At 51.2% G+C, this 23,215-nt stretch carries 21 protein-coding genes; 6 read left to right on the top strand and 15 right to left on the bottom strand.

Annotated features, from left to right (window positions below; translation table 11 throughout):
- Positions 1 to 6: 6 nt before the first annotated feature.
- On the top strand, positions 7 to 1,701 hold the full coding sequence (locus IPN95_11290; protein MBK9449964.1) for a DUF4139 domain-containing protein: 1,695 nt from the start codon (positions 7 to 9) through the stop codon (positions 1,699 to 1,701).
- Between the two features lie 75 nt (positions 1,702 to 1,776).
- Here the strand turns inward: IPN95_11290 and IPN95_11295 are convergent, their stop codons facing one another.
- The 5 genes from IPN95_11295 to IPN95_11315 all read right to left on the bottom strand — a co-directional run bounded on the left by IPN95_11295 (position 1,777) and on the right by IPN95_11315 (position 5,454).
- Positions 1,777 to 2,760 (bottom strand): cytochrome-c peroxidase, encoded by a 984-nt coding sequence (locus IPN95_11295; GenBank protein ID MBK9449965.1) that lies wholly within the window; start codon positions 2,758 to 2,760, stop codon positions 1,777 to 1,779.
- A 43-nt stretch (positions 2,761 to 2,803) separates the two neighbouring features.
- Positions 2,804 to 3,559: a hypothetical protein gene (locus IPN95_11300; protein MBK9449966.1), complete on the bottom strand. Its 756-nt coding sequence runs from the start codon at positions 3,557 to 3,559 to the stop codon at positions 2,804 to 2,806.
- A 63-nt stretch (positions 3,560 to 3,622) separates the two neighbouring features.
- Positions 3,623 to 4,420 (bottom strand): hypothetical protein, encoded by a 798-nt coding sequence (locus IPN95_11305; protein ID MBK9449967.1) that lies wholly within the window; start codon positions 4,418 to 4,420, stop codon positions 3,623 to 3,625.
- A 77-nt stretch (positions 4,421 to 4,497) separates the two neighbouring features.
- The gene (locus IPN95_11310; GenBank protein MBK9449968.1) at positions 4,498 to 5,151 is read right to left on the bottom strand and encodes a hypothetical protein; all 654 of its coding nucleotides are present in this window, start codon (positions 5,149 to 5,151) and stop codon (positions 4,498 to 4,500) included.
- Positions 5,152 to 5,268: 117 nt separating this feature from the next.
- A complete protein-coding gene (locus tag IPN95_11315) occupies positions 5,269 to 5,454 on the bottom strand; it encodes a hypothetical protein (GenBank protein ID MBK9449969.1) in 186 nt (61 codons plus the stop codon).
- A gap of 114 nt (positions 5,455 to 5,568) precedes the next feature.
- On the opposite strand from IPN95_11315, the gene IPN95_11320 reads away from it, so the two are divergent.
- Both IPN95_11320 and IPN95_11325 read left to right on the top strand, forming a co-directional pair.
- Entirely contained in the window at positions 5,569 to 6,264 is a 696-nt protein-coding gene (locus tag IPN95_11320; protein MBK9449970.1) for a hypothetical protein, read from the top strand.
- Entirely contained in the window at positions 6,261 to 7,169 is a 909-nt protein-coding gene (locus IPN95_11325) for an alpha/beta fold hydrolase (GenBank protein MBK9449971.1), read from the top strand. The genes IPN95_11320 and IPN95_11325 overlap by 4 nt, the downstream gene beginning before the upstream one ends.
- A 215-nt stretch (positions 7,170 to 7,384) precedes the next feature.
- Here IPN95_11325 and IPN95_11330 read toward each other — a convergent pair whose 3' ends face one another.
- From IPN95_11330 to IPN95_11345, 4 genes are all read right to left on the bottom strand, one after another.
- Entirely contained in the window at positions 7,385 to 8,605 is a 1,221-nt protein-coding gene (locus IPN95_11330; GenBank protein ID MBK9449972.1) for a hypothetical protein, read from the bottom strand.
- Positions 8,595 to 9,197 (bottom strand): sigma-70 family RNA polymerase sigma factor, encoded by a 603-nt coding sequence (locus IPN95_11335; GenBank protein MBK9449973.1) that lies wholly within the window; start codon positions 9,195 to 9,197, stop codon positions 8,595 to 8,597. The genes IPN95_11330 and IPN95_11335 overlap by 11 nt, the downstream gene beginning before the upstream one ends.
- Positions 9,198 to 9,291: 94 nt before the next feature.
- On the bottom strand, positions 9,292 to 10,185 hold the full coding sequence (locus tag IPN95_11340; GenBank protein ID MBK9449974.1) for an Abi family protein: 894 nt from the start codon (positions 10,183 to 10,185) through the stop codon (positions 9,292 to 9,294).
- Positions 10,186 to 10,394: 209 nt separating this feature from the next.
- Entirely contained in the window at positions 10,395 to 11,378 is a 984-nt protein-coding gene (locus IPN95_11345) for a hypothetical protein (GenBank protein MBK9449975.1), read from the bottom strand.
- Between the two features lie 656 nt (positions 11,379 to 12,034).
- Here IPN95_11345 and IPN95_11350 point away from each other — a divergent pair.
- Positions 12,035 to 12,964, top strand: coding sequence for a DUF4846 domain-containing protein (locus IPN95_11350; GenBank protein ID MBK9449976.1), 930 nt, complete (start codon positions 12,035 to 12,037; stop codon positions 12,962 to 12,964).
- Between the two features lie 128 nt (positions 12,965 to 13,092).
- Here the strand turns inward: IPN95_11350 and IPN95_11355 are convergent, their stop codons facing one another.
- The 3 genes from IPN95_11355 to IPN95_11365 all read right to left on the bottom strand — a co-directional run bounded on the left by IPN95_11355 (position 13,093) and on the right by IPN95_11365 (position 16,404).
- Complete coding sequence (locus IPN95_11355; protein MBK9449977.1) at positions 13,093 to 13,692, bottom strand: M23 family metallopeptidase; 600 nt, start codon at positions 13,690 to 13,692, stop codon at positions 13,093 to 13,095.
- 35 nt (positions 13,693 to 13,727) lie between these two features.
- Positions 13,728 to 14,468 carry a M23 family metallopeptidase gene (locus IPN95_11360; GenBank protein MBK9449978.1) on the bottom strand — a complete coding sequence of 247 codons (741 nt, stop codon included), beginning with the start codon at positions 14,466 to 14,468 and terminating at the stop codon, positions 13,728 to 13,730.
- A 556-nt stretch (positions 14,469 to 15,024) separates the two neighbouring features.
- On the bottom strand, positions 15,025 to 16,404 hold the full coding sequence (locus tag IPN95_11365; protein ID MBK9449979.1) for an exonuclease: 1,380 nt from the start codon (positions 16,402 to 16,404) through the stop codon (positions 15,025 to 15,027).
- Positions 16,405 to 17,274: 870 nt separating this feature from the next.
- Here IPN95_11365 and IPN95_11370 point away from each other — a divergent pair.
- Positions 17,275 to 18,414, top strand: coding sequence for a T9SS type A sorting domain-containing protein (locus IPN95_11370; GenBank protein MBK9449980.1), 1,140 nt, complete (start codon positions 17,275 to 17,277; stop codon positions 18,412 to 18,414).
- Positions 18,415 to 18,502: 88 nt separating this feature from the next.
- On the opposite strand, the gene IPN95_11375 is transcribed toward IPN95_11370, so the two are convergent.
- Positions 18,503 to 19,096, bottom strand: a complete 594-nt coding sequence (locus IPN95_11375; protein MBK9449981.1) for a PorT family protein — start codon at positions 19,094 to 19,096, stop codon at positions 18,503 to 18,505.
- Positions 19,097 to 19,234: 138 nt separating this feature from the next.
- Here IPN95_11375 and IPN95_11380 point away from each other — a divergent pair, with 138 nt between their 5' ends.
- Entirely contained in the window at positions 19,235 to 20,008 is a 774-nt protein-coding gene (locus IPN95_11380; GenBank protein MBK9449982.1) for a hypothetical protein, read from the top strand.
- A gap of 19 nt (positions 20,009 to 20,027) precedes the next feature.
- Here the strand turns inward: IPN95_11380 and IPN95_11385 are convergent, their stop codons facing one another.
- A complete protein-coding gene (locus tag IPN95_11385) occupies positions 20,028 to 21,215 on the bottom strand; it encodes an ankyrin repeat domain-containing protein (protein ID MBK9449983.1) in 1,188 nt (395 codons plus the stop codon).
- A gap of 206 nt (positions 21,216 to 21,421) precedes the next feature.
- Positions 21,422 to 23,032, bottom strand: a complete 1,611-nt coding sequence (locus tag IPN95_11390; protein ID MBK9449984.1) for a hypothetical protein — start codon at positions 23,030 to 23,032, stop codon at positions 21,422 to 21,424.
- Positions 23,033 to 23,215 lie beyond the last annotated feature (183 nt).

Below are 23,215 nucleotides of genomic sequence, written 5' to 3' on the forward strand. Positions count from 1 at the left end.
CATCCAATGAAAAATTATCATAAAATAATTGCGGCATTCGTCCTCGTTCTCTTGACCCGTCCGGTCTTTGCGCAGCAAGGCCCTGAAATTGAGGTCAAAAGCAAAATCGAATCCGTCACGGTCTTCCTTAGTGCTGCGCAGGTCAACCGCACGGCCGATGTAAGCCTGAAAAAGGGCCGCAACGTCGTCTATTTCCGTGGTTTGGGCACTGGCATCAATCCGCAGAGCATTCAGGCGGCCGCCCCGCAGGCCTTTTTGATCAATTCGGTGATCCACGAAATCAACTACCTGGACCGGGAAGTCGAGTCTCCGAAGGTCAAAATGCTGCAGGATTCGCTTGAAATCATCAAAAAGCTTGTCGAGGTCAATCAATTGGAAATCGGCGTCTTGGAAAATGAGAAGACGATGATCAACCGCAACCAAAGCATTGCGAGCAAGGAACAAGGCCTGAGCATCGACGAATTGCAGAAGATGGTGGACTTCTACCGGGCTCGTTTGTCGGAAATTTATGAGAAGCAGCTGGCTTTTGCGCGTTCCAATACCAAGTTGGGCAACCGTCGCACTGCGATCTCCAATCAGCTCAACGAATTGAACGCCCGTCGCAACCGCGCAAGCAACGATATACGGGTGATCGTCGAGGCCACCGACGCTGCGGTGGCGCCCATTGGCCTGAGCTACATCATCAACGAGGCGGGCTGGGTGCCGAGTTACAACATCCGTGCAAAGGATACACAGTCGCCGATTACCTTGGAATACCGCGCCGATGTGTATCAAAACACGGGCGTGGATTGGGAAGATGTCAAGCTCACCTTGTCTTCCGGCAACCCAAATGCAGGCGGCACGCAGCCTGTCCTGAATCCATGGAATTTGTATGTGCAGGAGCCGATTGTTTATACTACCCGCTCCGCATCGGGCGGTGCCCCTGCATACTACAAAAACGACGCCAAGGCTGCACCTGAGCCGGAAATGGCGGAAGATGAAAGCAAGGAAGAAGGTTACGCGACTGAGGATATGGAAACGGATGCCTTGGAAGTCATTGATTACAATTCGGCCTCCACGACCCTTGCCAACTACACCACAGTGCAAGAGGGAGCCACGACGGCCGAATTCCGCATCGCATTGCCGCAAACCATTCGCTCCAATGGCAAAGCTGAGCAAGTCACCGTTCGCACCGCCAATTTGCCTGCATTTTACCGTCACTTTGCCGTTCCCAAATTGGACAATGATGCATTCTTGACCACTGGACTCACCGGTTGGGACACCCTTAACTTGCTTCCTGGTACAGCGCAAGTGTTTTTTGAAGGGACGTATGTCACCGAAGTCAACATCGATCCGGCCTACACGAGCGACACGCTGAATCTCAGCCTGGGCCGCGACAAAAAGGTGATCATCGAGCGCAACCAACTCAAGGATTTCAGCAAGGTGCGCACGATTGGGCTCAACCGCGAACGCACATTCGCTTGGGAAATCAAAGTGCGCAATACCAAGGATATGCCCCTTAATTTGACCATTGAGGACCAGATTCCGGTCTCGCAAGACAAGGAAATCGTCGTGACTTTGGTCGATGCAAGTGGTGCAAAACTGGATGAAGCTACCGGAAAACTCACTTGGGAGCTGAACATCGGCAAAGCCGAAACCAAGGTCGTCAAGCTGATGTACACCGTGAAATATCCGAAGAATAAGTTTGTTCCCGGGATTTAACTCCTTGGGCAACAAGTCAAACCAGAAATTGGAGGGGGTGGGCCGATACTGGTTCCGCCCCCTTTCTGTTTTGGGTTATCGGGTGAATTCCGGATTCGTCAAGAATTCCGTGTCGGTGAGGGCGTGAAGGAAGGCGATGAGATCCGATTTCTCCTGGTTGCTGATGGTAAATCCCTGTGTGAGTGGATGTTGATTGGGGTAATGTGCCCCGCCGCTAGCGAGAAAATCGATGACGGCTTCTAGACTTGAAAGGCTTCCGTCGTGCATATACGGAGCCGAGACGGCGACATTGCGCAAACTCGGGGTTTTGTAGGCCCCGCGATCCAATTCATTCAGTGTCACACGCATACGCCCGGAGTCCGCAGTAGTCACCGGCAAGCCGATGTTGTAAAAACCATAGTCTGTAAAGTCAAACCCCGAATGGCAGCTTGCACACTGGAGACGATCTCCAAAAAACAGATTCATTCCACGAATTTGGCTGTCATTCAGCACGTTGGGATTGGATCCATATTGGTCGTAGGGCGAATTTCCGCTCACGAGGGTGCGCTCGTAGGCTGCAATGGCGCGCGTGAGCGCGAAGGGGTCGGGATCGCGTCCATAGGCTTGCCGAAACAGGGCAGGGTACTGCGGATGCCGCTTCAGGCGGGCGATCAGCTCCAGTAAATCCATGTCGAGTTCGGCATGGTTGTCGAGGGGTGCAAGCACCTGCAATTCGAGCGTCGGGACGCCACCATCCATGAAAAAATAGGGATGCCAGGCCAAATTGAAAAGGGTAGGGGCATTCCGAAATCCTTGAATTCCATTGACTCCGCGCGAGAAAACGGCAGTGTCGGCAAATGCATTCGCCTGAAAATGACAGCTCCCACAAGAAATGCTGCCATCTCGGGACAAAATCGGATCAAAAAACAGTCTTTTCCCCAAGGCCACGCGGTCCTTGGTGAGGAAATTGTCGGTCGGAACAGGCATTGGAGGGAATCCGGACGGGATTTCCACTTGGTAGGGCAGCGAATCAATGGGCGAATCGTCCTGATCGCCTGTGCAAGCACAGAATCCGAGCATCCAACACCCGATTCCCAGGCTCAGCCATCGATTCCCTGTCATTTTACCGCCGTATCGCTGCTTTGAGGTTCCGCATCACCCGGCCCGCAAGCACGGGATCGTCGGTGGTATGCGTGAAGTCGTCCACAGTTACATCGATCGGGTCCGCGGTGCTAAAAAAGACTTCCTGCAAATCGATGATCAGCGTCAAAGTTTCCGTTTCCTTCTCGGCCAAAACGATGTTCAAGCCGCTGAATTCGACATCTTGACGCAAGGAATCCAGTCCCGGGTGGAATAGAAACGGATTGATTGTGTCAGCATTTGTCGAATCAGCAATGCCTTCTATTTTGGCAAAAATGTAATTCGTAAACCAGCTCCAATACATGCCCGTCACCGAGCTTAGTGGATGCTCGACGGGATAGTCGCTGGGATCGCCGTGATTTTGAATGGAATCCAGTCCTAAACTGAATTTGATTCCGGTGTATGTGCCAGCGGCGACATTTCCAGCAATCGATTGTGACGCTGGATAATAGAGGTCAATCAAGGCAACATCCTTTACCAGTGTGGTAGAATCGTCGGGCCTTACGAGGGAAAGATTGCTGATGAAGCACTTAAATACCTGAATCGCATAGTTGCGACCGTCAGGAGCCGGGTAATATTGCTCCAATGCAAGATTGTTGTTGCCCCATTTGACCACAAAATCAACCTGGATTGTCGCAGGATCTGGCAATGGCGGCTCGGGTTCATCTTTGCAAGCACTGATGCCAAGCACTGAAATCAGTCCCAAAACCAGCAAGAAAGGTAACAAGTACTTCTTCATAGGTGCAAAATTAAACCCGATATTGAACCAAAGTCTTGAATGCTGCTAAAAATCAGCGAATTCCTATTCAATGGTGATCCCAGTGATAAAATTGGCCATGATCTGCTGAGCCAGAGGAAGATTGTCGTTCGTTTGGGTAGTTTGACGCGTCAAATCCACGCCGGCCAAAGCTTTTTCCCAGTCGATCGTGAGTGAAAGAACCGCTTGATCACCACTTCCAATGGTAAAATCGTGATGCAGGTCCACACGGGTCAGCATCTGATCCAAGGCAATATGGTAGAAGAAAAACTTGTTTATCTGCCCGTTCATCGTCGCGGTTGAGTCCACCAACCCTTCGATTTTGAGGAAAACGTATCCGCCACTCCAACTCCAATGATCTTGGCTGTTGTTGAGGATCGACAAGGGATGCTCGATCGGAAGGAGGGTGGGGTCGCCGTGATTCATCGCCGAATCCACACCGACATCAAAGGAAAGTCCGTGGTATTCGCCAACGGGGACTTCTCCCAAGGAGTACGTGGTGGTCGTTCCTGAAATCTGGAGATACTTCTCCACCGCAGTATTTCCCGAATGTCCGGTCAATTCCGGGCTGGAAAGGTGGAAACGGGCAACCCTGAAGAGGTAATTGCGCCCATTGGCATCCTGAAATGGAGAATAGAAAGCAAAAGGTTGATTACCGACTTTGTGGGTCACCTCCAACGAAAGCGTGGCTGGAGAATAGGCGCATGACCCATCGTCCACCTTTGCATCGGGATCAAAATTATCGCTGAGCGGATCCGTGCATCCCTCTTTTTTGCATCCGCTTGCTGCGATGAGCAACATCAGCAACAACATGGGAAATCCAAAGCGCATCATAGTTCTCATAGGCTAAAACTACGCCGCTGCCTCAGAAAATTCAAGCACAATGGCGACAGATCCCCAATCTTGGATGTCGGACGGGTTTACCAACGGACCAACCGTCCACGGACTTTTCCGCCCGTAAGGGTTTTTGAATCGCCCGCGGCGTTGTACACCGTGCAGGAGAAATTTGCAGCAATGACCTTGTGGGTTGCAGGAATGCGTTCATTGTCAACGAAGTCCGCATATTCATTGATGACGACGGAACCCGTACCCAAGGGCCCGTTGTCGGTGTTCCATTCCACGCCATCGGCGTCCATGATTGAGACAAATGCACCGGCAACGGCTGTCTGACTCACATCACGTGCCACGCGGCCAATTTGAAGGCTACCCGTGGTTACAAGCGCCTCGTAAGCCGATTGTGTCAGGATTTGCCCCGGCGAAATGCCAATGATGCCCACGGCACCGCTTTTTGCCAATGTTGTCGGATTGGGATTGGTGGATGCTGCATTTTTGGCCAAGCAGGTGAAGGGAACATAGCACCAACCGTTGTCGGCTTCAGCTCCGTAGAAGTCGCCGACGATGTTGTAATAGTCGTTTTTAGATTCTTGATAGGTGATCGTGTCGCCGTCCAATACAGCTTGGAAATAGTAATCCTCCGTGATCAGGTTGGGATTCAGGTCTGTATCCTCTTTACAGGAAGCGACAAAAAGGCTGCTCAAAAGGCAAAGTGCAACAAAGACTGGACGAATGCGCATAGGATTTTCGGGAGTATTTTTCGAGTTGTACTATTTTGCGGAATTCAAGCAAAGATCATTCCGAAGTGCCTGCCAATGCTGAATTTCATTTTCAAAGGCGAGGCCTGCGAAGCATTTTTATTGCAAAATGACGGCGATCGTGGCAACCAACATTCCAAGCAAAACAAATGTCGCAATGAACCGGATCGCTGTGAATGGATTCAGATCTCCTTTTTTGGAGCCAAAAACAATGAAATAGATGATGCCACCAAGCATCAACATGATAGCCACAAAATACAGAATCAAAGAAATCGTACTGATCATGCTTACCTCCGACGTGAAATTAATTGATTTTTCCCCAATTCCAGAACCGAAAAGCTGCCAAATATCAATAGCGCTATTCTCGGAAGGCTTTTTTAATTTTCGGACATGATTGGAATGAAAGAAAGGAAATGGATGGTACGGCATCGCGCAGCCTTTTTGTTGCTGTTGCTAGGCCTGCTCGCGAGCTGCGCGCCTACGCATTATGCGCGGCCGCTCAAGCATGGCGAATTGGCGATCACCGGTACGCTCGGGGGTTCGATTTTTGACAACTTCGGATATCCGTTGCCAGTTCCCAATACCACCATCGGTGCCGGTTATGGCATCACGCCCAAACTCACAGGTTATGCCGCCTTTTATCCGACGTCGGCCGCATTTGGGGTGATTCAGTTTGATTTGGGCGCCGTTTACGGCATTTTGGAACCCAAAGGCTGGCGCCCTGGCGTCAGCGTCGCCCCCGGATTGAACCTTGCCGGCGATGTCTGGGAAAGCCAATTCAAACTCTGGCCGCAACTCGATGCCAATGCCTACTGGAACTATGGAAAACACAACAATTTTGTCTATGCCGGCCTTTCTTCGTGGTATGAATTGGCGGGGAAAAGGGCGCACGGGCAAGATCAGCCGCAGTTCATCCTCCCGGGATTCCAAATCGGGCATACGTTGAGCGGCAAACGCCTGGACTTCACTGCCGAATTGAAGCTCAACAACATGATTAAAAACAACCAAGATCTCACCATTTCGTGGTGGGGATTGGGCCACAACGGCGCAATGGGCATCTATTTCGGACTCACCAAACGATTCGGCGGAAAATGAAAAGGATCCACAGCTTTCTCGCAATTGCCGCATTGGCCGCGCTTGTCTCTGGCTGTTTCCGATTGGACAGCAACCTTTACAGCGCCGACAACACCATCACCGAGTACCTTAACGACGACTATCCTGTCACGGACGATTGGGACATTGTGCCCGATACCTCTTTCAATTTGGCTGACAGCATGGTGCACCTGTTCACCTTGGATTCGCAGACACCCGACGAATCCACGCCGACCAAAATCTACGCCCAATACCTCGGCGACATCAGCCGGATAGCCACGGATACCGTCATTCTCTATTGCCACGGAAACTACGCCCACATGGACGCCTATTGGCAGCGGGCAAAGATCCTGGCGAATGTCGGCGGCAAACACCGCTTCGGGGTCCTGATGATGGACTATCGCGGTTTTGGCTTGAGCGAAGGGGCAGCGACAGAAGACGGAATGTATGCCGACGTACAAGCTTGCATCGATTGGTTGCAAGCCATGGGCCTGACCAATGACCGTTTTGTGATGTACGGTTTCAGCCTCGGTTCGGCCCCCGCCACAGAACTGACCGCCAATCCCAGAACGCTAATCCCGAGCTGGTTGATCGACGAAGCCCCCTTCGCCAGCGCGGAAATGATGGCCCAAGAAGGAACAGGCCTCGCCGTGCCCGGCAGCTTCTTCACCAACCTCAAGATCGACAACGCCGAGGAAATCAAAAAGGTGCAACAGCCTTTTCTCTGGATTCACGGCATCGAAGACGCCTTCCTGAGCTACGAAAACCATGGCATGTCGGTCTGGAACAACTATCAAGGCATTCGCGGCGAAAAAGTCAGCGTCCCCGGCGGCGGTCATGGTACCGTTGTCAAGACCATGGGCGTAGCGGCGTATAGCGAGGCGGTGTTGGGGTTCATCGTCCGATAAGCTGAATTGTCTGGATCAGAATTTACGGAATTCTCAGGATTTCCAGAATGGGTGCTATCAATCTGATATTTGCAGCATCCTCGCTGAAATTCAGCACAAAGTGTGATTCTGTAAATTCTGAGAATTCTGATCAAAAATGCCCGCCCACAAGTGTGGACGGGCCAACCGCTAACAAAAGAACGATCAGAAAAGCATCCTGATAAAAAGCTTTCACACTATTGACCGTCGGCGACGGACAAGAGTTGCGTGAGGTCTTGCAAATCCTTGACAGGAGTAGCGGATATTTCCATTTTGAGGGTGTGCACGGCGTCAGATTCGGGTAGAATGCCGACTTCTTTGGCGATCGCGAGGCGGCCATCGGGCAAAAAGCCGACCAATTGGCTGGTGTTGCCGGCGACCATGCCGACCTCGAAAACGAAGTCTGCGGTCTTAGGCCAGTGGAATTGGACGGTGTTCATGCCCTTGGGCAGGCTGTAGAGCGTGAGCAGGCGCAATGGCTGATCTTGGGTGTCGGTGAAGCGCATTTTCTGCATGAGCAGGCTGTTGTTGTCGCCTGCCGATTCGCCTAGACAAACGATGCCGAGGGATGAAATGTCAAATTGCATCACCTTGATTTCCTTCCCGGCTGCGTTGACGGGCTGCTTTTGGGGCAAAACCTGACCATTTTCATCGAATTGCACGACGCCGAAGCCGTCTTCCTCTGGCAGGGAGGCGACGCCAACCTTGCGTGCAATGGGTTGAATGGACGCATTTTCGCCGCCCGTCCAATGACGGTCCTTGACGTCCAGGGCAAAGATGGATTGCGCCTTGGAAAAGTTGGGGGCGACTTCGCGTTCAATGCTGATTTTTTGGCCGGGCTTGAGTTGCAACGGCTTGCCGGCTTGCGTGGCCGTCACGTCGAGGACAAGCATCGGACTGATCATGCTGTTTTCGGTCTGCATGGGTAGCCCCATCGCGATCAGGTCGGCGGGTTGCGACACATCACGCACGACCAATTCGACCTCCCCGGAAACGGGTGCGCCATTTTCACCTTCGAATGCATTGGCGGGGACCGTGAGCACTAGCCCATCCGGTAGCGTGACCTTTTGTGGTTTTGCAAAATCGGCCTTCAGGCGAATGCTTGGTACTGACAGGGTTGGCGATGGCGGCTTGAGAAAGCTGTTTTCCTCGGCCATTTTGATTTCGGCGGGCAATTCCACGGTAGCGTTGGCTTTGTCCTTCTCCTCCTTTTCGACGGCCCAGAAGACCAGAAAAGCAATGGTAAGGATCAGCGCCAAGCCCATGAAGGCCTTCGGATTCTTGTAGAGCGGTCTGTTGTAGATCGGCTCGGTGAGATTTCGGTAATCGGCAAGGATGCGACCAAAGTCCTTGTGCTGGGCGATCTTGTCATCGCTGGGCACCGGCTGGTCGATATTGATTTTGTATTTATGCTTCATAATTGCCTCCCAATTTTGTTTTTAATCGTTTCCTGAGGCGTTCCACGATTCTGTAAACCTTGACTTTTGCGTTGTTTTCGGTGATGCCCAAGATGAATCCCACCTCGCTGAAGGGGCGGTCTTCAAAAAAGCGCAATTCGATGATTTCCACCTCGTCGGGACTCATCTCGTGCAGCGTTTCGATCATCACTTCTTGGTAGAGTTCGGCGAGACCGCTCGTTTTTTCTTCGTCCACCATGCCCATCACCTTGTCGATATGCGACTTCTCCATGCTGATGGTGCGGTCTCCCTTGGCGTTGCGGAAGTGCTGATTGACCTCGTTGGAGGCAATGCGGTACAACCATGCCGAGAAAGGCACACCCCGGTAGGAGTATTTGGGGAGATTGACCATGGCCTTCAAAAAAACCTGTGCGGTAATGTCGCCCGCAACTTCCTCTTCGCCAGCGCGCTTGTACACAAAAAGGAAGATGGGGCGATAGTATTTTTCATAAAGCACTCCAAAGTGGCGCGGATCCTTTTGGGCCGCTTCCACCAGACGCAGCTCCTGCTGCAATTGTGTTTCCGTCAGTCTTTGGCGTTCCAAAGTCTTCATTGCGATTAAATCAGAGTGCTTTTCATCCATGTAATGAAAAGTCCTCGGAAAGATACAGCAGGAATCGGAGATTTTTTTTAGGGGAGGTGTGGTGCTATTGCCAGATGGGCTCGTCGGTCCAAGCTGGGTGAAAGCCCATGTAGGACTTGTTGATTTCTGGGTATTGGGCGAAGAGCGATATGATGTTGTTGCGGAGGTCGCCGTCTTCTCCAATAGTTTTGAGAAGATAAAGCATACAGGAGAGGATGCCGAAAATGCGCCTATCAGTTTCGGAGTCCATCATTTTTAGAAATTTGAAGCGTCTTCCAGTTGGAATTGTTGGTCTTAAAGGAAGCCAGCGGTTCCAGATTCGGTTATGATGCGCGCAGCAGTTCCGAATATAGTTGATACTCAAAAGCCAAGATGAAAATATGGTTACTGGAAGACCGAATCTGGCCGCGATATCCTTCTTCTCGGAGCTATCTTTCATGTTGCCATAAAGGCTACAAAGCTTTCCAAATGTTAAGAGCTCCATTACCATCCAAAGCGGTGGAAGGGTAGGAATATGGTAACTTTCGCGATATCGCCGAATAAAGTGTTCGCTACTTTCTTTGGAGGATTCGCTAATGAAGTCAATCAATTTTTGGTGATTGTCCCGTTCATGAAACCGAAGATGGTCAGTGTACCAATGGGGGCCAAAGGAGATAGTGGTAATGTTGCAAATGGAAGCTTTGATCGCAACTTCAAGGGTTTCAATGGCTTCAAGCAGGATTAGTCTTAATCGCTTGTCGAATTTGTAACAGTTTAAAATGTCATTATCGGATGTACCTTTTACAAATTCATGACTATCTGCATCCATTTGGAATGGATACATATACCCCAACAGTCTAAAAAAGCCAATTTCATCAATCGCTTTGGAAAGCAAATCTTCATTATGAATTTCTAATCCTCGGTTGCGAAGCAAGAGGACATGGTCGGAGGTCGTGAGTGCAGGTTTGTCAAATTTCATACAAAAAAAAGACCCGAGAAAGTGCGCTTAGGTCAGAGGCGTCTCGGGTATGATGTCGCAAAGATATGCATGAATTTGCTTTTTACAAAACAAAAGCCCCAAAAAATCCCGATAAATTCTTCGTGAAACTCATCCTACCCACAAAAACCAACCTGACCACCCACGATCTCCGCAAGTGGCCGGGCCGATTCCTTTTTAAGTGAATGATCCTATAAATGCTTCGCGATAAACGCCAAAATCCGTGGCATTTCCTCTGCCAGCAATTCTTCCAGCGGCTTGAAAGGCGAACCGTCAAAATATCTTGCCACTGTTCCATTGCCATCCGGGCTGCCGTGGTCTGCGTCGATGGACTGCCGCCATTTTTCGGCATGCGTTCTCCATTCCGCTTGATCGACCGTATCAGGGGCAGTAAACCAGACATTCCAACTCAACACATTCCCCGACTTGAGCATATTGCCCGCGGCCATGTTGAAAATGTCCAGTACCAATTGGTTGAATTCGTCGACGATCGGGGTCCCGGTTTTGACGAGGTTGCCGATCTCGACGCCCAAATGTCCCACCGACCACGCCAAAGCCTCATGCTGGGCAAATACTGGAATCGGGAATTCTGTGCTTTGACCTTTTGTCAACGGAAAGAGCGGTTGCGTAGGATCTCCTGGTTTGAAGGTGGCAACCTGGATGGCATTGTCTTTGTTGAAGGGGAATTTGAGGTTGTGCGCGCTGAAGAAATCGGCAATCTGCTTGACAAGCGGTTTGCGGTTGGCACTTGGGCTGAACCAAATTTGGCCGACGACCGACATGTCGGCTGCGATTTCCTTGTTGGACTCGTCGGCCCAGCCCCGGTTTCCGGTCACCGTGACCTCGACATTCAACGATCCGAATGCAGGTGAACAAGCACCCTGTTGCGGACAAATGATCGAATAAACCCTCCCCTCGTCGGTGTAACCCAATCGGGAAATGTCAGGGGCAAACATTTGATAACAACGCTTGGGATCAGCCGCGCCGGGCTCACTCAGCCAGCTGAACTCCGGCCAAACCACCTTCTGCTGCCGTTGAAGCTTGTCGATATTGTCCATGTTCTTCAGCATCGGCAAGGAGCTCAAGTCCGGCGTCGGATAGGCAAAGGCCGGATTGGATGCCGGAAATCCACCGACCCAGCCGGGAACGGGCGTTGGGTTGATGAGCGTACGCAATTTGTCGTTTGAGAGATCGACCGATAAGTTGATGTCCGGCGTGGACGCATCTGCGTCTTTGATGGGATTCTCCTTGGTGGTCAGGAGCACGGTTCCGCCATCATCGACGACAAAATAGAGATCAGGTTTCCGGTCAAAAATGAGGAATCTAAATGCGGAGGAATCAAAGCTGATTTGAAAGGCACCGGAAGCATCCGTAACGCCAATTCCCAGAAAATCATCCTTCCCGATCAAGTCCTTGTCATAAGCGACAACATTGAGGCCGGCAACACCGAGTTGGGTAGCCTGATCCCGTACCGTCCCACGCACAGTGTAGGTGGAACCTGAAATTGTAACTGCATTTCCCATAGAAGGGCCAGAAATTAGTTGGGCCTACTCTTTTTCAGGCGATTGCCGGATTTACGTACGTGAAATTGCGGCAACGACTTCAGGATTTTTGGCTTTCTCCTGTACCTGCTACAATGATAGCAATTTTGAGATGTTATATGATCATTGGAGACATGAATTGGTGTATTCGTGAATGTTTTGCCTTCAGGTGGGGGATGATGAACGCTGACAGTCAAGATGAACGGAGTTGGGGCGATGTTCATGAGAAGGTGCTTGCCTTCACCGCAACGCAAATCTTGGCCCTCCAATTTTCTCCCTAACTTTGCTGGATGAAGCGACTGTTGTTGTTCCTCCCGCTTTTGGCCATGGCCTTCGTGGCCTGTCAGCAGAGCCCAGCCAATTCGACCGACTACGGTGCGATCGGTGAATCGATTGCGGAGAAAAATCCGCAGTTGCCGACCAAGTTTGTCGATACCACGGGTGGCACCTACGCCTGGGTAAAGATGTACAATGCCATCCAATCATTGGAAAACCGCATCGCGCCGCCGAGCGGCTACCAACGGATGGCCTTCCCCAAGGGGAGCTTCGGCGAATGGCTCCGCGGCGTGCCGCTCAAACCCGGCAAACCAAAGGTGATGCTCTTCAACGGCGAACAAAAATACAATCAGGACGCGCAGGCCGCCGTCCTCGACATCGATGTCGGCAAGCGTGACTTGCAGCAATGCGCGGATGCCGTGATGCGTTTGCGTGCCGAATACCTCTTTTCCCTCGGCAAACACGATGCCATCCATTTCAACTTCACCAACGGTGACAATTGCCCGTGGACCAAGTGGCGCGACGGTTACCGACCAACCCTCACGACGGGCAAAACGGTCTGGAACAAGAAAATGGCGCCTTCGGAAACACATGAAAATTTCCGCGCTTACATGGATTTGGTGTTCACGTATGCAGGAACGGCCTCGCTGGAAAAGGAATTGAAGAAAATCGGCACCCTCAAGGACTTGCAAGTCGGCGATGTTTTGATCCAAGGCGGATTCCCCGGCCATGCCGTTCTGGTCATGGATGTTGCAGAAAATCCCGACAACGGCCACAAGATGTACTTGCTGTCGCAGAGCTACATGCCTGCGCAAGACATCCACATCCTGAACAATCCGATTGACCCCAAGCTCAGTCCTTGGTACGATGCGGAGGCCGTAGGCCCCGTTGAAACCCCGGAATGGACCTTTTTACAGCAAGATCTGCGGCGATTCGTGGATTAATGGAAAATGGAGAATGGAGAATGGAAAATGGGGAATGGAGAATGGAGAATGGAAAATGCGGAATGGAGAACGCCGGAATACGTTTGAATGTGCTTCACTGCTAATTACTCATTTCTCATTACTCATTTCTAATTTCTCATTTTCCGGTGCGTTTTGATGAACAGTGTCGGATTGAGGTAGCCTTCCGTTTCCTCGCTGTATCCACCTCCGATGGGGAGGAGGGTGTCTTCTCGGATTTCAAAGTGGAGGTGGGCAGCATAGGCGCCATGGGCGTCCCCGATGGTGCCGATTTGTTGGCCGCGCTGGACGGTTTGCCCTGGAGTGGCAATCATCGTGTCGAGGTGGGCATAGAGTGATTCCACGAATTTTGGTTCGGTCAGGGTGCCGATGTTGTGCTGGATTACGAGCACATTCCCCCATCCGGCGCCATTGTCTGCTGCGAATTTCACTTTGCCGCCTGCAATCGAGAAAACAGGGTCCCCTAAGTCGGTATCTCCGCCACCAATGCCATTCCAATCATCACCGAGGTGGAGGTTTTCACCGAATCCCTGCGCGTTGTAGTATCTTTTAGCATCGGGCGGGCCAACGGGAAAGTCAAATCCATCCACCGGGTTGATGTCGGTACCTTTTGACTTCGGCGTATTCCTAGATGGGGCATTTTCGAGCAGTGGTTCGCCCTTTGGCTTCGTAGAGGAGGTGCAGGAGGATGCCATTCCGATCGTCAGCATGGTCGCAAGTCGGAATAGTAACAGTATAGTGCCTTTCATTTGGAAGGTGTTGAACGTTCTGGCCGATGTGCCTCGATGAAGGCCGTCGGATCAACAAAACCCAAGGTGTCCCCATCATACCCGCAACGGATGTCCTTTCCGGCTTCTTTGCGCATTTCGAAGTGGAGATGGGCATGGTATTTTCCCTTGGCATTGCCGATGGTGCCGATCACTTCGCCGCGTTTCATGAGGTAGCCCTCACGCACCCAGGAGCTTGCGACGTGGGCGTAGAGACTTTCGATATACTTTGGTTCAGAGGCGGTTCCGTAATTGTGCAGCAAGCGAATGACATGGCCCCATCCATTGTTGTAAACCTTCGAGAAGAATACAACCCCGTCGGCCGTTGCATAGACATAGTCTCCAAAGTCGCTGTTACCGCCTCCGTCACCGTTCCAATCTTCTCCGAGATGCTCCAAACCATTCGGCAAAAAGCCGCGTGCCTTGAAGTACCGTTTGGCATCGGGCGGCGCGACCGGATAGTCAAATCCGTCACAGGGATTCAGATTTGCATACAATGCAGTGTCGATTTCAGGTCCTAGAAGGATGGGTTTCGCAGAAGGAAGGTCTATTTCGGCGGTAGGAATGCTGTCAACGCTGTAGTCAGTGAGATTTTCGACCGCCGTTTCACCGCATGCTACACATAGAAGTAACATTACAGCACCGAGGCCAAGGCCTTTGAGGGTGCAGAAGAAGCCGTTGGATGCTCGCTGCCCTTTTGATGATGTAGGTTGCAACATGGCGCAAAAATAGTTGAAGTCAGCCAAATCCCGCGGTTGGTGAATGAATCTGAGATCCTTTGTGCATTTAATCGGGTAAGCAATGCAAGGCACAGGAAACGAATTGTTAAAAAAGCGCGTGATTTTCATCATGATTTCCAGCAGGTTCGGTATAGGTATGGAATCGTTCGTCGAAAAAATCGCCTACTTTAACGGTTTAGATTAAAAATTCTTCGAAAAATTTGATGCATCTCTGAAATCCGATTGTATATTTGCTCTATCGAATTGAAACATAGAGATCATTCGCAGGGTGGTTTTCACCGTTTTTTCGGCCTAGGCCTCAACTGCGTTGATATAAATTTAGAGGGTGATTTTTGATTCTTTTCATGAAGCCCCGGGTCCCAAACCCGGGGCGACTTTTTTTAGGCCCTTTGGCTTCCTGCAAGAACCCTTTTGTCGTTGTTTCCAAACCTATCATACACCATCAAGCAGCGGTTGAAACTGCATTTTTGCTTCCAGGAGAAGGGGGATTTTGTGTCATTCGCCTGCGTATTGAACCCAAAGGCAGCAGTTGTGCTCAGAAAGGCACCAATTTGCTGAGCTTGTTTTTGGACAGGTACTGCCGCAAGGTATTCCGCTCCACTTCCGTCGAAGGAAGTGGTTCCAAGATGGACTTGATCCATTCGGGATCGTCCCATCCTTGTGCGGAATCGAGAAAAGCATACCCAAGCAATTCGCCTTTTTCAATGCCAATAACGGCGATTTCATCCAACGTGCGGCCTTCGCCCAGCCAGAAAAACGCGGGATGCGGTAGCCCAAGACCTTCGACTGCAGCCATGAGCCTCCCATTGTAGTCGGCGGCAGTTTCGGTAGCACTACAGGCACCGCTGCAAGTTCCTCCTTGACCGTGGTGCCAACTGCAAGCACCTGAGCCTGCCTCAAGTCCCGACAATTGTGGGCAAAGGCGATGCCGCCGAATGCGGGCCTCCAGGGCTGCGCGCGCATCGGCCTCCGTGGCAAATTCGCCAAAGCCGGCCTTTCCTTTTTGCAGTTTGTCTACGTAGAGCCGCAGATATCCGCGTTGATCTTGGTAGGAAACGACTCCAAATTTGCCTGCGGGCTTGCGCTTGGCAGATTCCGCAACCAATTCAAGACGGGCTTGCTCGGAATCCAAACGCAGCAGGGCGATCAGTTCATTTCCTGTTAGCTCCCAAGTCACATCACAAAGTTCGGAAACCGCGATCGTCGATTTGGGGCCGAGCTTCATCCATTGCTGCAATTCCTTGAGTACTGCTTGCCTGATGTTGCGACTTGCATTGACGTGCAAGGCTTTTCCGTTGGCATCATGGTAGAAGTAAAGTCCGGCCTCCTCGGGTAACAAGGCAAGCTGCTTGCGGTCGATGCCGGGGGGTAGGGCAGCAAAAGGATCCTTGACAGGCTTCTGCATCGCTTTGCTGAGACTTGGCTGCAAAGCAATGAGATGCTCGAGCAGTAACACTGTTGCATCGGCGTCGCCCTTTGCGCGGTGACGGGCATGGTTGGGGATGCCTAGCCGGCTGCAAAGCGGACCAAGGCTATAAGATGTAAGGCCCGGCATCAACACGCGGCTCATCCGCACGGTGCAAAGCTTTTCCCGGTCGTATGTGTAAGCGAGCCGTTTGAACTCCTCACGCAGGAAGCCATAGTCGAAATTGACGTTGTGAGCCACAAAAATGCAGCCTTCCGTAAGTTCAACGACTTGGCGGGCAATTTCATAAAATCTTGGTGCGGAGGCGACCATGGCATCAGATATGCCCGTGATGTCTGTGATATAGGGCGGAATCGGCCTTTCCGGATTGACAAGGGAGGTGAACTCACCCACACGTGCGTGGCCATCGTGCAAGACGATGGCAATCTCCGTGATGCGGTCCTGATCTGCCCGCCCACCGGTCGTCTCCAAGTCAATTACTGCATACATCAAATTTGCATTCCAAATAGAAGGGGCAATCTACGTCAAGCAGTTCCTTGATTCAAGCCCATGTCGTTGTGGATTTGTGGGTAAGGACTAAAAAAAGACAGAGGGAGCAACTCTCTCCCTCTGCTGTCAAAACGACCAACCTAAGAACCACAAACTATTTGGAAATCCTTTATTTTACTACAAGTTGCCGCCATGTTCTGGTGTCAGCGCTACAAAAATGTTACGATTGGAGTCCCCCAAAAATTCAAATATTGCCCAAAAGTAACAGTGTAAAGACCAATATCATCCTTCTTTAGCATTTTGAAATGGTGATCTGTTTTTGTTTTGACACTAATGGTTGGTTCAAAAAGTGCCAAAAGTAACATCGAAAGCATCGTAGAATCGGAGGTAGAACTTTATTTTGATCCCAGATCGATTCCGAAAACGGAGATCAATTATTTGAAAAAGCGGGATTTTGAAATTGGTCTTCCAAAATTGACCGTTCGTAAATCCCTTGCATCAATTGGCAGGTTCATGCGAGGTTTTGTCCGGCGGTCGCAATTTCGTGTTGCTCAAAAAGTGAAAAATCTCCCCCTTGTTAAATGCCGTTTATGGAGTGCGAAGCGATTTAAATTCGCCGGAATTGCTTACATCCTTCCACCAACCTTCGAGAAATATATATTTCAATATTCGAAGCATAATCTTACATCCATTTGCCTTTCTGCTTCATTGGGGTTGCCTTTATCGATTTAGACGCGAAGTTCATTCTGCGTAAAAATCTTACGAAACCCCCTGTGCTTGCACTATGCAATTGGATTGCGCCCCGAATTTGTTGGTGGTATCATTGGGTATCGGTTCGATCAATTGTATCCACTTAAAAGTTGTGAAGCCATGAAAAAGTTCTTCCCTTACTCCAGCGTTACTTTGGTGCTGACGATTTCATTCATTGTCATCTTTGCAGCCAATCTTACCTTTTCCAATCTCGTTGCCCAGTGCACCGTGATCGGAACAGGAAACACTACCGGTAATGTCAACTACGGTTCGTCCAACAATTGGGCCAATCCCAACAGGGCCAACCTGAGCGACGATCTCTATGCGCGTGTTCAACTTGCCAACGGGGAAGTGTCCAAATATCTGCAAGTTTCGGACTATGGCTACATGATTCCTCCCGGCGCCACGATTGACGGAATTCAGGTGAGCATTGAAGGGTTTCAGGAATCATTTCTCGCTGACTTTGCCGATGCTTCCATTGTTCTGACGAAAGCCGGTGTTCCCGTTGGAATCGATCATGCTGGTACGGGCTACTACGACGACAAGGACTACGTCAACATTTACGGCAGCAATACCGATTTGTGGGGCGAGTCTTGGACCCCTGCTGACATCATGGATCCCGGGTTTGGTGTCCTGTACAGCGTAACCCGCCGTTCTGGTTCGGGAACCTACTATATGAATGTTGATTATGTCGAAGTTACGGTCTTCTTTTCAGGCGATGGATGTCTTTTGCCGGTGACCTACCGCACCTTTGACGCAGCGTTGAACGACGACCATTCCGTCAGGTTGGATTGGACCACTGAATCGGAAACGGACAATTCGCTGTTCAACATCGAACGTAGCCACGACGGTGTGCATTACAGCAAGATCGGCTCCTTGGAGGCAAGTGGTGGTACTGCGGCAGCCAAGGCCTATAACTTCAACGATCATCAGATCTTGGAGGGAACCGCCTACTACAGGCTGCAACAGCAAGATTTGAACGGATCCTCGGCCTACTCCGAAGTACGCATGGTCACTGCTGCGGATGACGATGGCTTTGAGATTTCGGCTTTCCCGAATCCTGTCGCCACCCAACTGACGGTATCCGGTAACACTCTAGGGACTACCGCAAAGCTGTTTGATGTCACCGGAAAGCTCGTGCTTCAGCAAAGCTTGGATGACCGCTCGACCATTGATGTGGCAACGATGGAGCAAGGTGTCTATTTGCTGCAAGTAAGCGACGGGCGGCAGAGCCGCAATCTGAGGGTGCTCGTCCAATAATGAAATCTGATCCGCTGTCGGCGGACAAAGAAGCAATCATTTTGATCTGCAAATCCCACGGGGTGGCCAACTTGGTCACCCCGATTGCTTATTTGAAGGCGAGACGCACGCCGAAAGTGAGAAAATGGCAGCGCCAATACTCACGGGTCAATTGCCAGTTCTTGTTCATGTTCGTCAATGCATAGGTCCAACGACCCAGAATGCCGATGTTTTTGTTGACGAAAAACGTTGCGCCGCCATTGATCGAGAGGTTAAAACGATTGAATTGCGGCATCAGATCCAATTTTTGCTGACCAAATCCAGCCTTTGCCGAAATCAGGATATTTGCCGAAGGGCCGACCTCAAGCTGCAAATTTTGGGCGTTGATGTCCCCAAGCAGGCAGTAGCGAACGAGCAAGGGCACATCAATGACATTCAAGTTGTATTGTTCGTAACCATCGACCATCTCGCGGCTGCCGCGGTTTCCGATCGTAATCTCGGGACTCAAGGAAATGCGGTCGGTAAAATCGTACCAAGCAAATCCGCCAAGGCTGTAGCCCAATTTGTTGTACCCACCCCAGTTGTCGCCGTCGATCTGACTTGCCACGCCGGCAGCAATCAAGCCGCCGCCCACATTTTGGGCTCCAAGGAATCCTCCCATGCCGAAGAGGAGGCCAATCAGCAGCATTTGAATCGTTTTCATCCGGCAAAGGTAGAGACTCAGCAACATTTTTGGTTGACATCTATCGAGAGAATCCATGAAATGCCTGAAATCAGCAGGAAACGATGGCTTCGAATGGGAAAAATGCTATTTTTATCCGTAGAGTCAATCAATTCGGAAATGAGAACAAGGAAAACGGTGTTGTTGATGCTGTTGGTGGGGACAATTTGGGGTCTAACAGGATGCAAGGCAACCAAGGAAAAGCAGCAAAAGCCGTCGGCAACCAGAGAATTGCCCGCGCTGCTCGCAACGGCCTACCGCGAGGACGCTGCGCGGCTTGCAGTGCGTGAATACAATACGACAACGCAAACGGGAGAACGTATTGCCGACATTCCCACCGATCGCATCAACTACTACTTCGAATTGCTTTCCAAGGTTTATTGGATGTGCGTGGACACTGATACCATTCCGGATTTGAGCATCATCCACACCCGCCCAACGCCGAATCTGCGACAGGTAAATGTGGTTTTGGAGAAGGATTCGCCATTCAAGGAGAATTGGAGCAAGGGAATTACCATGACCAATAACCTTTATCTGAACCAATTGATCGCCAAATACAAGCTTGTGATCAAGAATTACCAGGAAACATCCATCGGGCCATCGATGATTTTTGAATCACCAACCCCAATCAATTCACGGGAATTGGCATTTCTCTTCAAAAATTTTGAAACGATACGCACGGCGGAGTCTGCGGGGATTGTCGGTGACGGAAATGACATCACATGGGGGACCGACAGTAAAAATGCCATGGCGATACGGTATAGCATCGGCGCGGGGGACTGCCCCAGTGGATGTACGCAGCGCAAGATTTGGACATTTTATGTATTGCAAGACGGTTCGATCCAGTACATGGGTGCACGCGGGTCGATTCCCAAGGAGTCGGAGCCCAAATAGGCGATCAAGTTTCAGGAAATCAGGGCTTTAGTGCTTCGGCCATTTCCGTGTCGCGCCAGTGGCGTGCAACATCCTCGGGCGTCAAGCCTGCGGGCATGTTGGCGCCGCGCGCAAGCGTGGTTTTGACCCGCTTGTCGGCACCCCGTTTCATCAACAGCTTTACCATTTGCACATCCCCGCCCATGTCTGCAAGCCAATGCAGCGGTGTCCAGCCATATTTATCAGGGACATTTGCATCCAATCCATGCACTTTGGACAAAAAGCTCCGCAAACCGTCGATGCGCTCACTACCGGAAACAAGGTGAATCGGCTGGAAGCCTTCCTCGTGATCCAAAGTCGTTTTCGCTCCTGCTTTGAGCATCATTTCGATGAGGTAACCATTGCCAGAATGGCATGTGAGGCTGAACGCCGTATTGCCATCGACGTCTTTTTCATTGGGTTTGAAGCCCCATTCGAGGAGGATTTGTACCAATTTGACGGCGTTCACATAGGCCAAATGCGCCTTGGGACCCCAAGGTTGTGCCGCAATTTGGGCTTGTTCGTTCAGGTCCAAAAATTCCGACTTGCCGTCTTGGATGAAGGTAAACATCCCATTTTGAAGCAGGTAGCTCACGGGTTTGCCCAAAATGGTGCCTTCACTCGACCAATTTTTGACGCGCAATGTCCGTAGGCTCCGTGCAGCTTTGATCAGTAGCGTCTCCTTTGCATCGCTCAAGGCATATTTGTTGGCGCCTGCCTTTTTCAAAACTTCGAATGCCTCCAAAGCACCCAGTCCACAAGTTGTCGCAAGCGGCGTATTGCCGCCTGCATCTCGGGCTTCGATGTCCGCATTGACCTCCAATAACATCCGAACGGCATCGGGAAAATTGGATGCGGCGGCTACATGGAGCGCGGTTCCGCCGTGCGGGGTTTTGGCCTCCAAATTGGCCTTGGCCAAAATCAACACTTTCATCACCGGCAAATGCGACTTGCTCGCCGCCAACTGCAGCGGATAAAAGCCCTTGACATCCGCCAGATTGGGGTCGGCACCAGTTGCAAGCAATGCCTGGACGATCTCGACAAATCCGCCAAACGCAGCACAATGCAGCGCTCCCGAATTGGGTCCCATACTATTGGGGTCGGCATCCAAGGCGAGCAGCGCCTGCACAGTCGGGAGATCGCCGCCTTCGGCAGCTTGGATCAGGGGTTGAGTGAAGTCTTGGGACATGGTGCTTTGCTTTTGTTGATCGTTCGCTGATCTTGAGTGATGCTTCGAATTTCGATGTCGAAAATTTGAGAATGCAAAATTAAGCCAATCAGTAGACTTTCGCTCACCTCTGATGATTTGCGTCTGCCGATCCAAGAAAGAACAAAACCCATCCGAGCTTCAGCCAGAATGGGTTTTGTCTTATGCATTCCTCAGAATGTCAAGCCTTATTGCAAATCCCTTTTGTCCAGTGGCATGTGGTCACTGTATTTGCCGCCACCGAGCTTAAACTTGCCAGCATTGGGGCCTGCAGGGATGATTTCGCCGATACCGACCATTTCTTCGGGATCGTAACCGTATTGGACATGGTCTGCAGGCCATTGGAACATTTGGCTCGAAGGCGTGCGGTTGGCAGCTTTGGCTGCTGCCGGCTCCATGTCGGGCTTCAGCCATGCTGGTCCGCGCGCTTGGATAAAGCGGCCTTGGCCAAAATTGGTTTTGGGCTTGCAAACCAATTGATAGTCCACAATCCCGGAGTGCGTCGCGCCGTTCAATTCGACGAGGTCAAAGCCGGTTGGGGTCAAATTGGTCATGGTGACGCCTTCGAAGTTCAGCATATTGACAGGGGTCGCAAAGACACGGATCGGATTCGCAGCGTCCACAACAATGATATCGGCCAAAATGGGGTCGAGATCCACGTGGGCAAAGCCATTGACCATGGTTACGGTGCCGTAGTCTTGGTACCAGTATTCGGGGGATTCAGGACAGAGCATTTTGACCCGGCCATGATTGGGGGTTGGGATGATTTCGGCAACGGCGCCCAAGCCTGTGATCTTGGTGGCTCCAAAACCATCGTTGCCGCCGACGTAGGCGTAACCCACGTTGACCCCAGGATAGGTATTGCCCTCAAAATAGCCGCCGATTGTAAAACCGCTATTGCAAAATGCACGACCGACAACCCCGATGGCATCTTCGTTTTGCGAATTGGCCAAGCCGTTGATGCCGACGGTATACCCGGGGTTTCCAGCGGTAGTTCCACGGTTGCTGTAAGCATAAATGGCGTTTTTGAAGGCCCCGGGTCCCATGGTTGCACTTGTATTGTTCACCTGCGCATAGATGGCCGATGGGTTGAAAGTCGCGCTCGTATTGTCTACGAGATTGTAGGAGGCCATCCAAACCGAGGAAAAGTTGATGTTGGCTGCCACCGTGGCTGCACCTGAAGACTGCGCATATGACGAAGTATAGCCTGCGGTGGGGTTGGCTGCCCAAACACCCGAACCTTGGATCGCGCCGGCGGTACCGACAGTGAAGTTGGTTTCGTAGCCGAGCCAGCCACCGACGTTGGGGCTGTGTGCCCACAAAGCATCTCCAGTCACAGCATTGACCTCCATTTTTTGTGTGGCAGGGGCGGTGGGAGTCGTTGCGCCAACCAGCAACTTCTGTGCATTGGTCATTCGGTAGACTTCGGTATTGTTGGTGCGAAATGCCACATCGACGTTGTCGGTGCTTCCCATAAAGTTGGTGGCAGGGGCAGTGCCCGCATTTCCGAGGGTCATCCAGGCATTGGCTGGGGAGCCGGTCGTGCCGCCGCGGTACATCACACCGTTGGCATCCACCATCACAGCGCTGAAGGGTGCTGTTCCCAAGGTAAGCGTGCTCGTACTCGACAGGCCGCTCACGCGAATGGTTGCGGCATTTGGAGCACCCGCGTCGCTCACGTGTAATTTCTGGGCAGGGGCGGCAATCCCGATTCCCACATTTTGTGCCAGAAGAGGTGAGCAATCGTAAGCGCAAGCAGCTAGCATAGCCAGCAAGGACAGCGTAATTTTTAGCTTCATCGAAATACGTTTATACTTTACACGAGACTTTACCAACGAGCCGATTCACGGGCGATCCACAGCAACGTCGAAGATACAAGGTTCAATTTCCTTTTCAAAGGGCCGCCGTTTTTTTGAATGGCTTTTCCAGCGAAAGTAGATCCTGAAAAATCGTTTTCAACGATGGTTTAAACTGTGAAACCT

The sequence above is a fragment of the Bacteroidota bacterium genome (genome assembly GCA_016718825.1).
Taxonomy (GTDB): Bacteria; Bacteroidota; Bacteroidia; order J057; family JADKCL01; genus JADKCL01.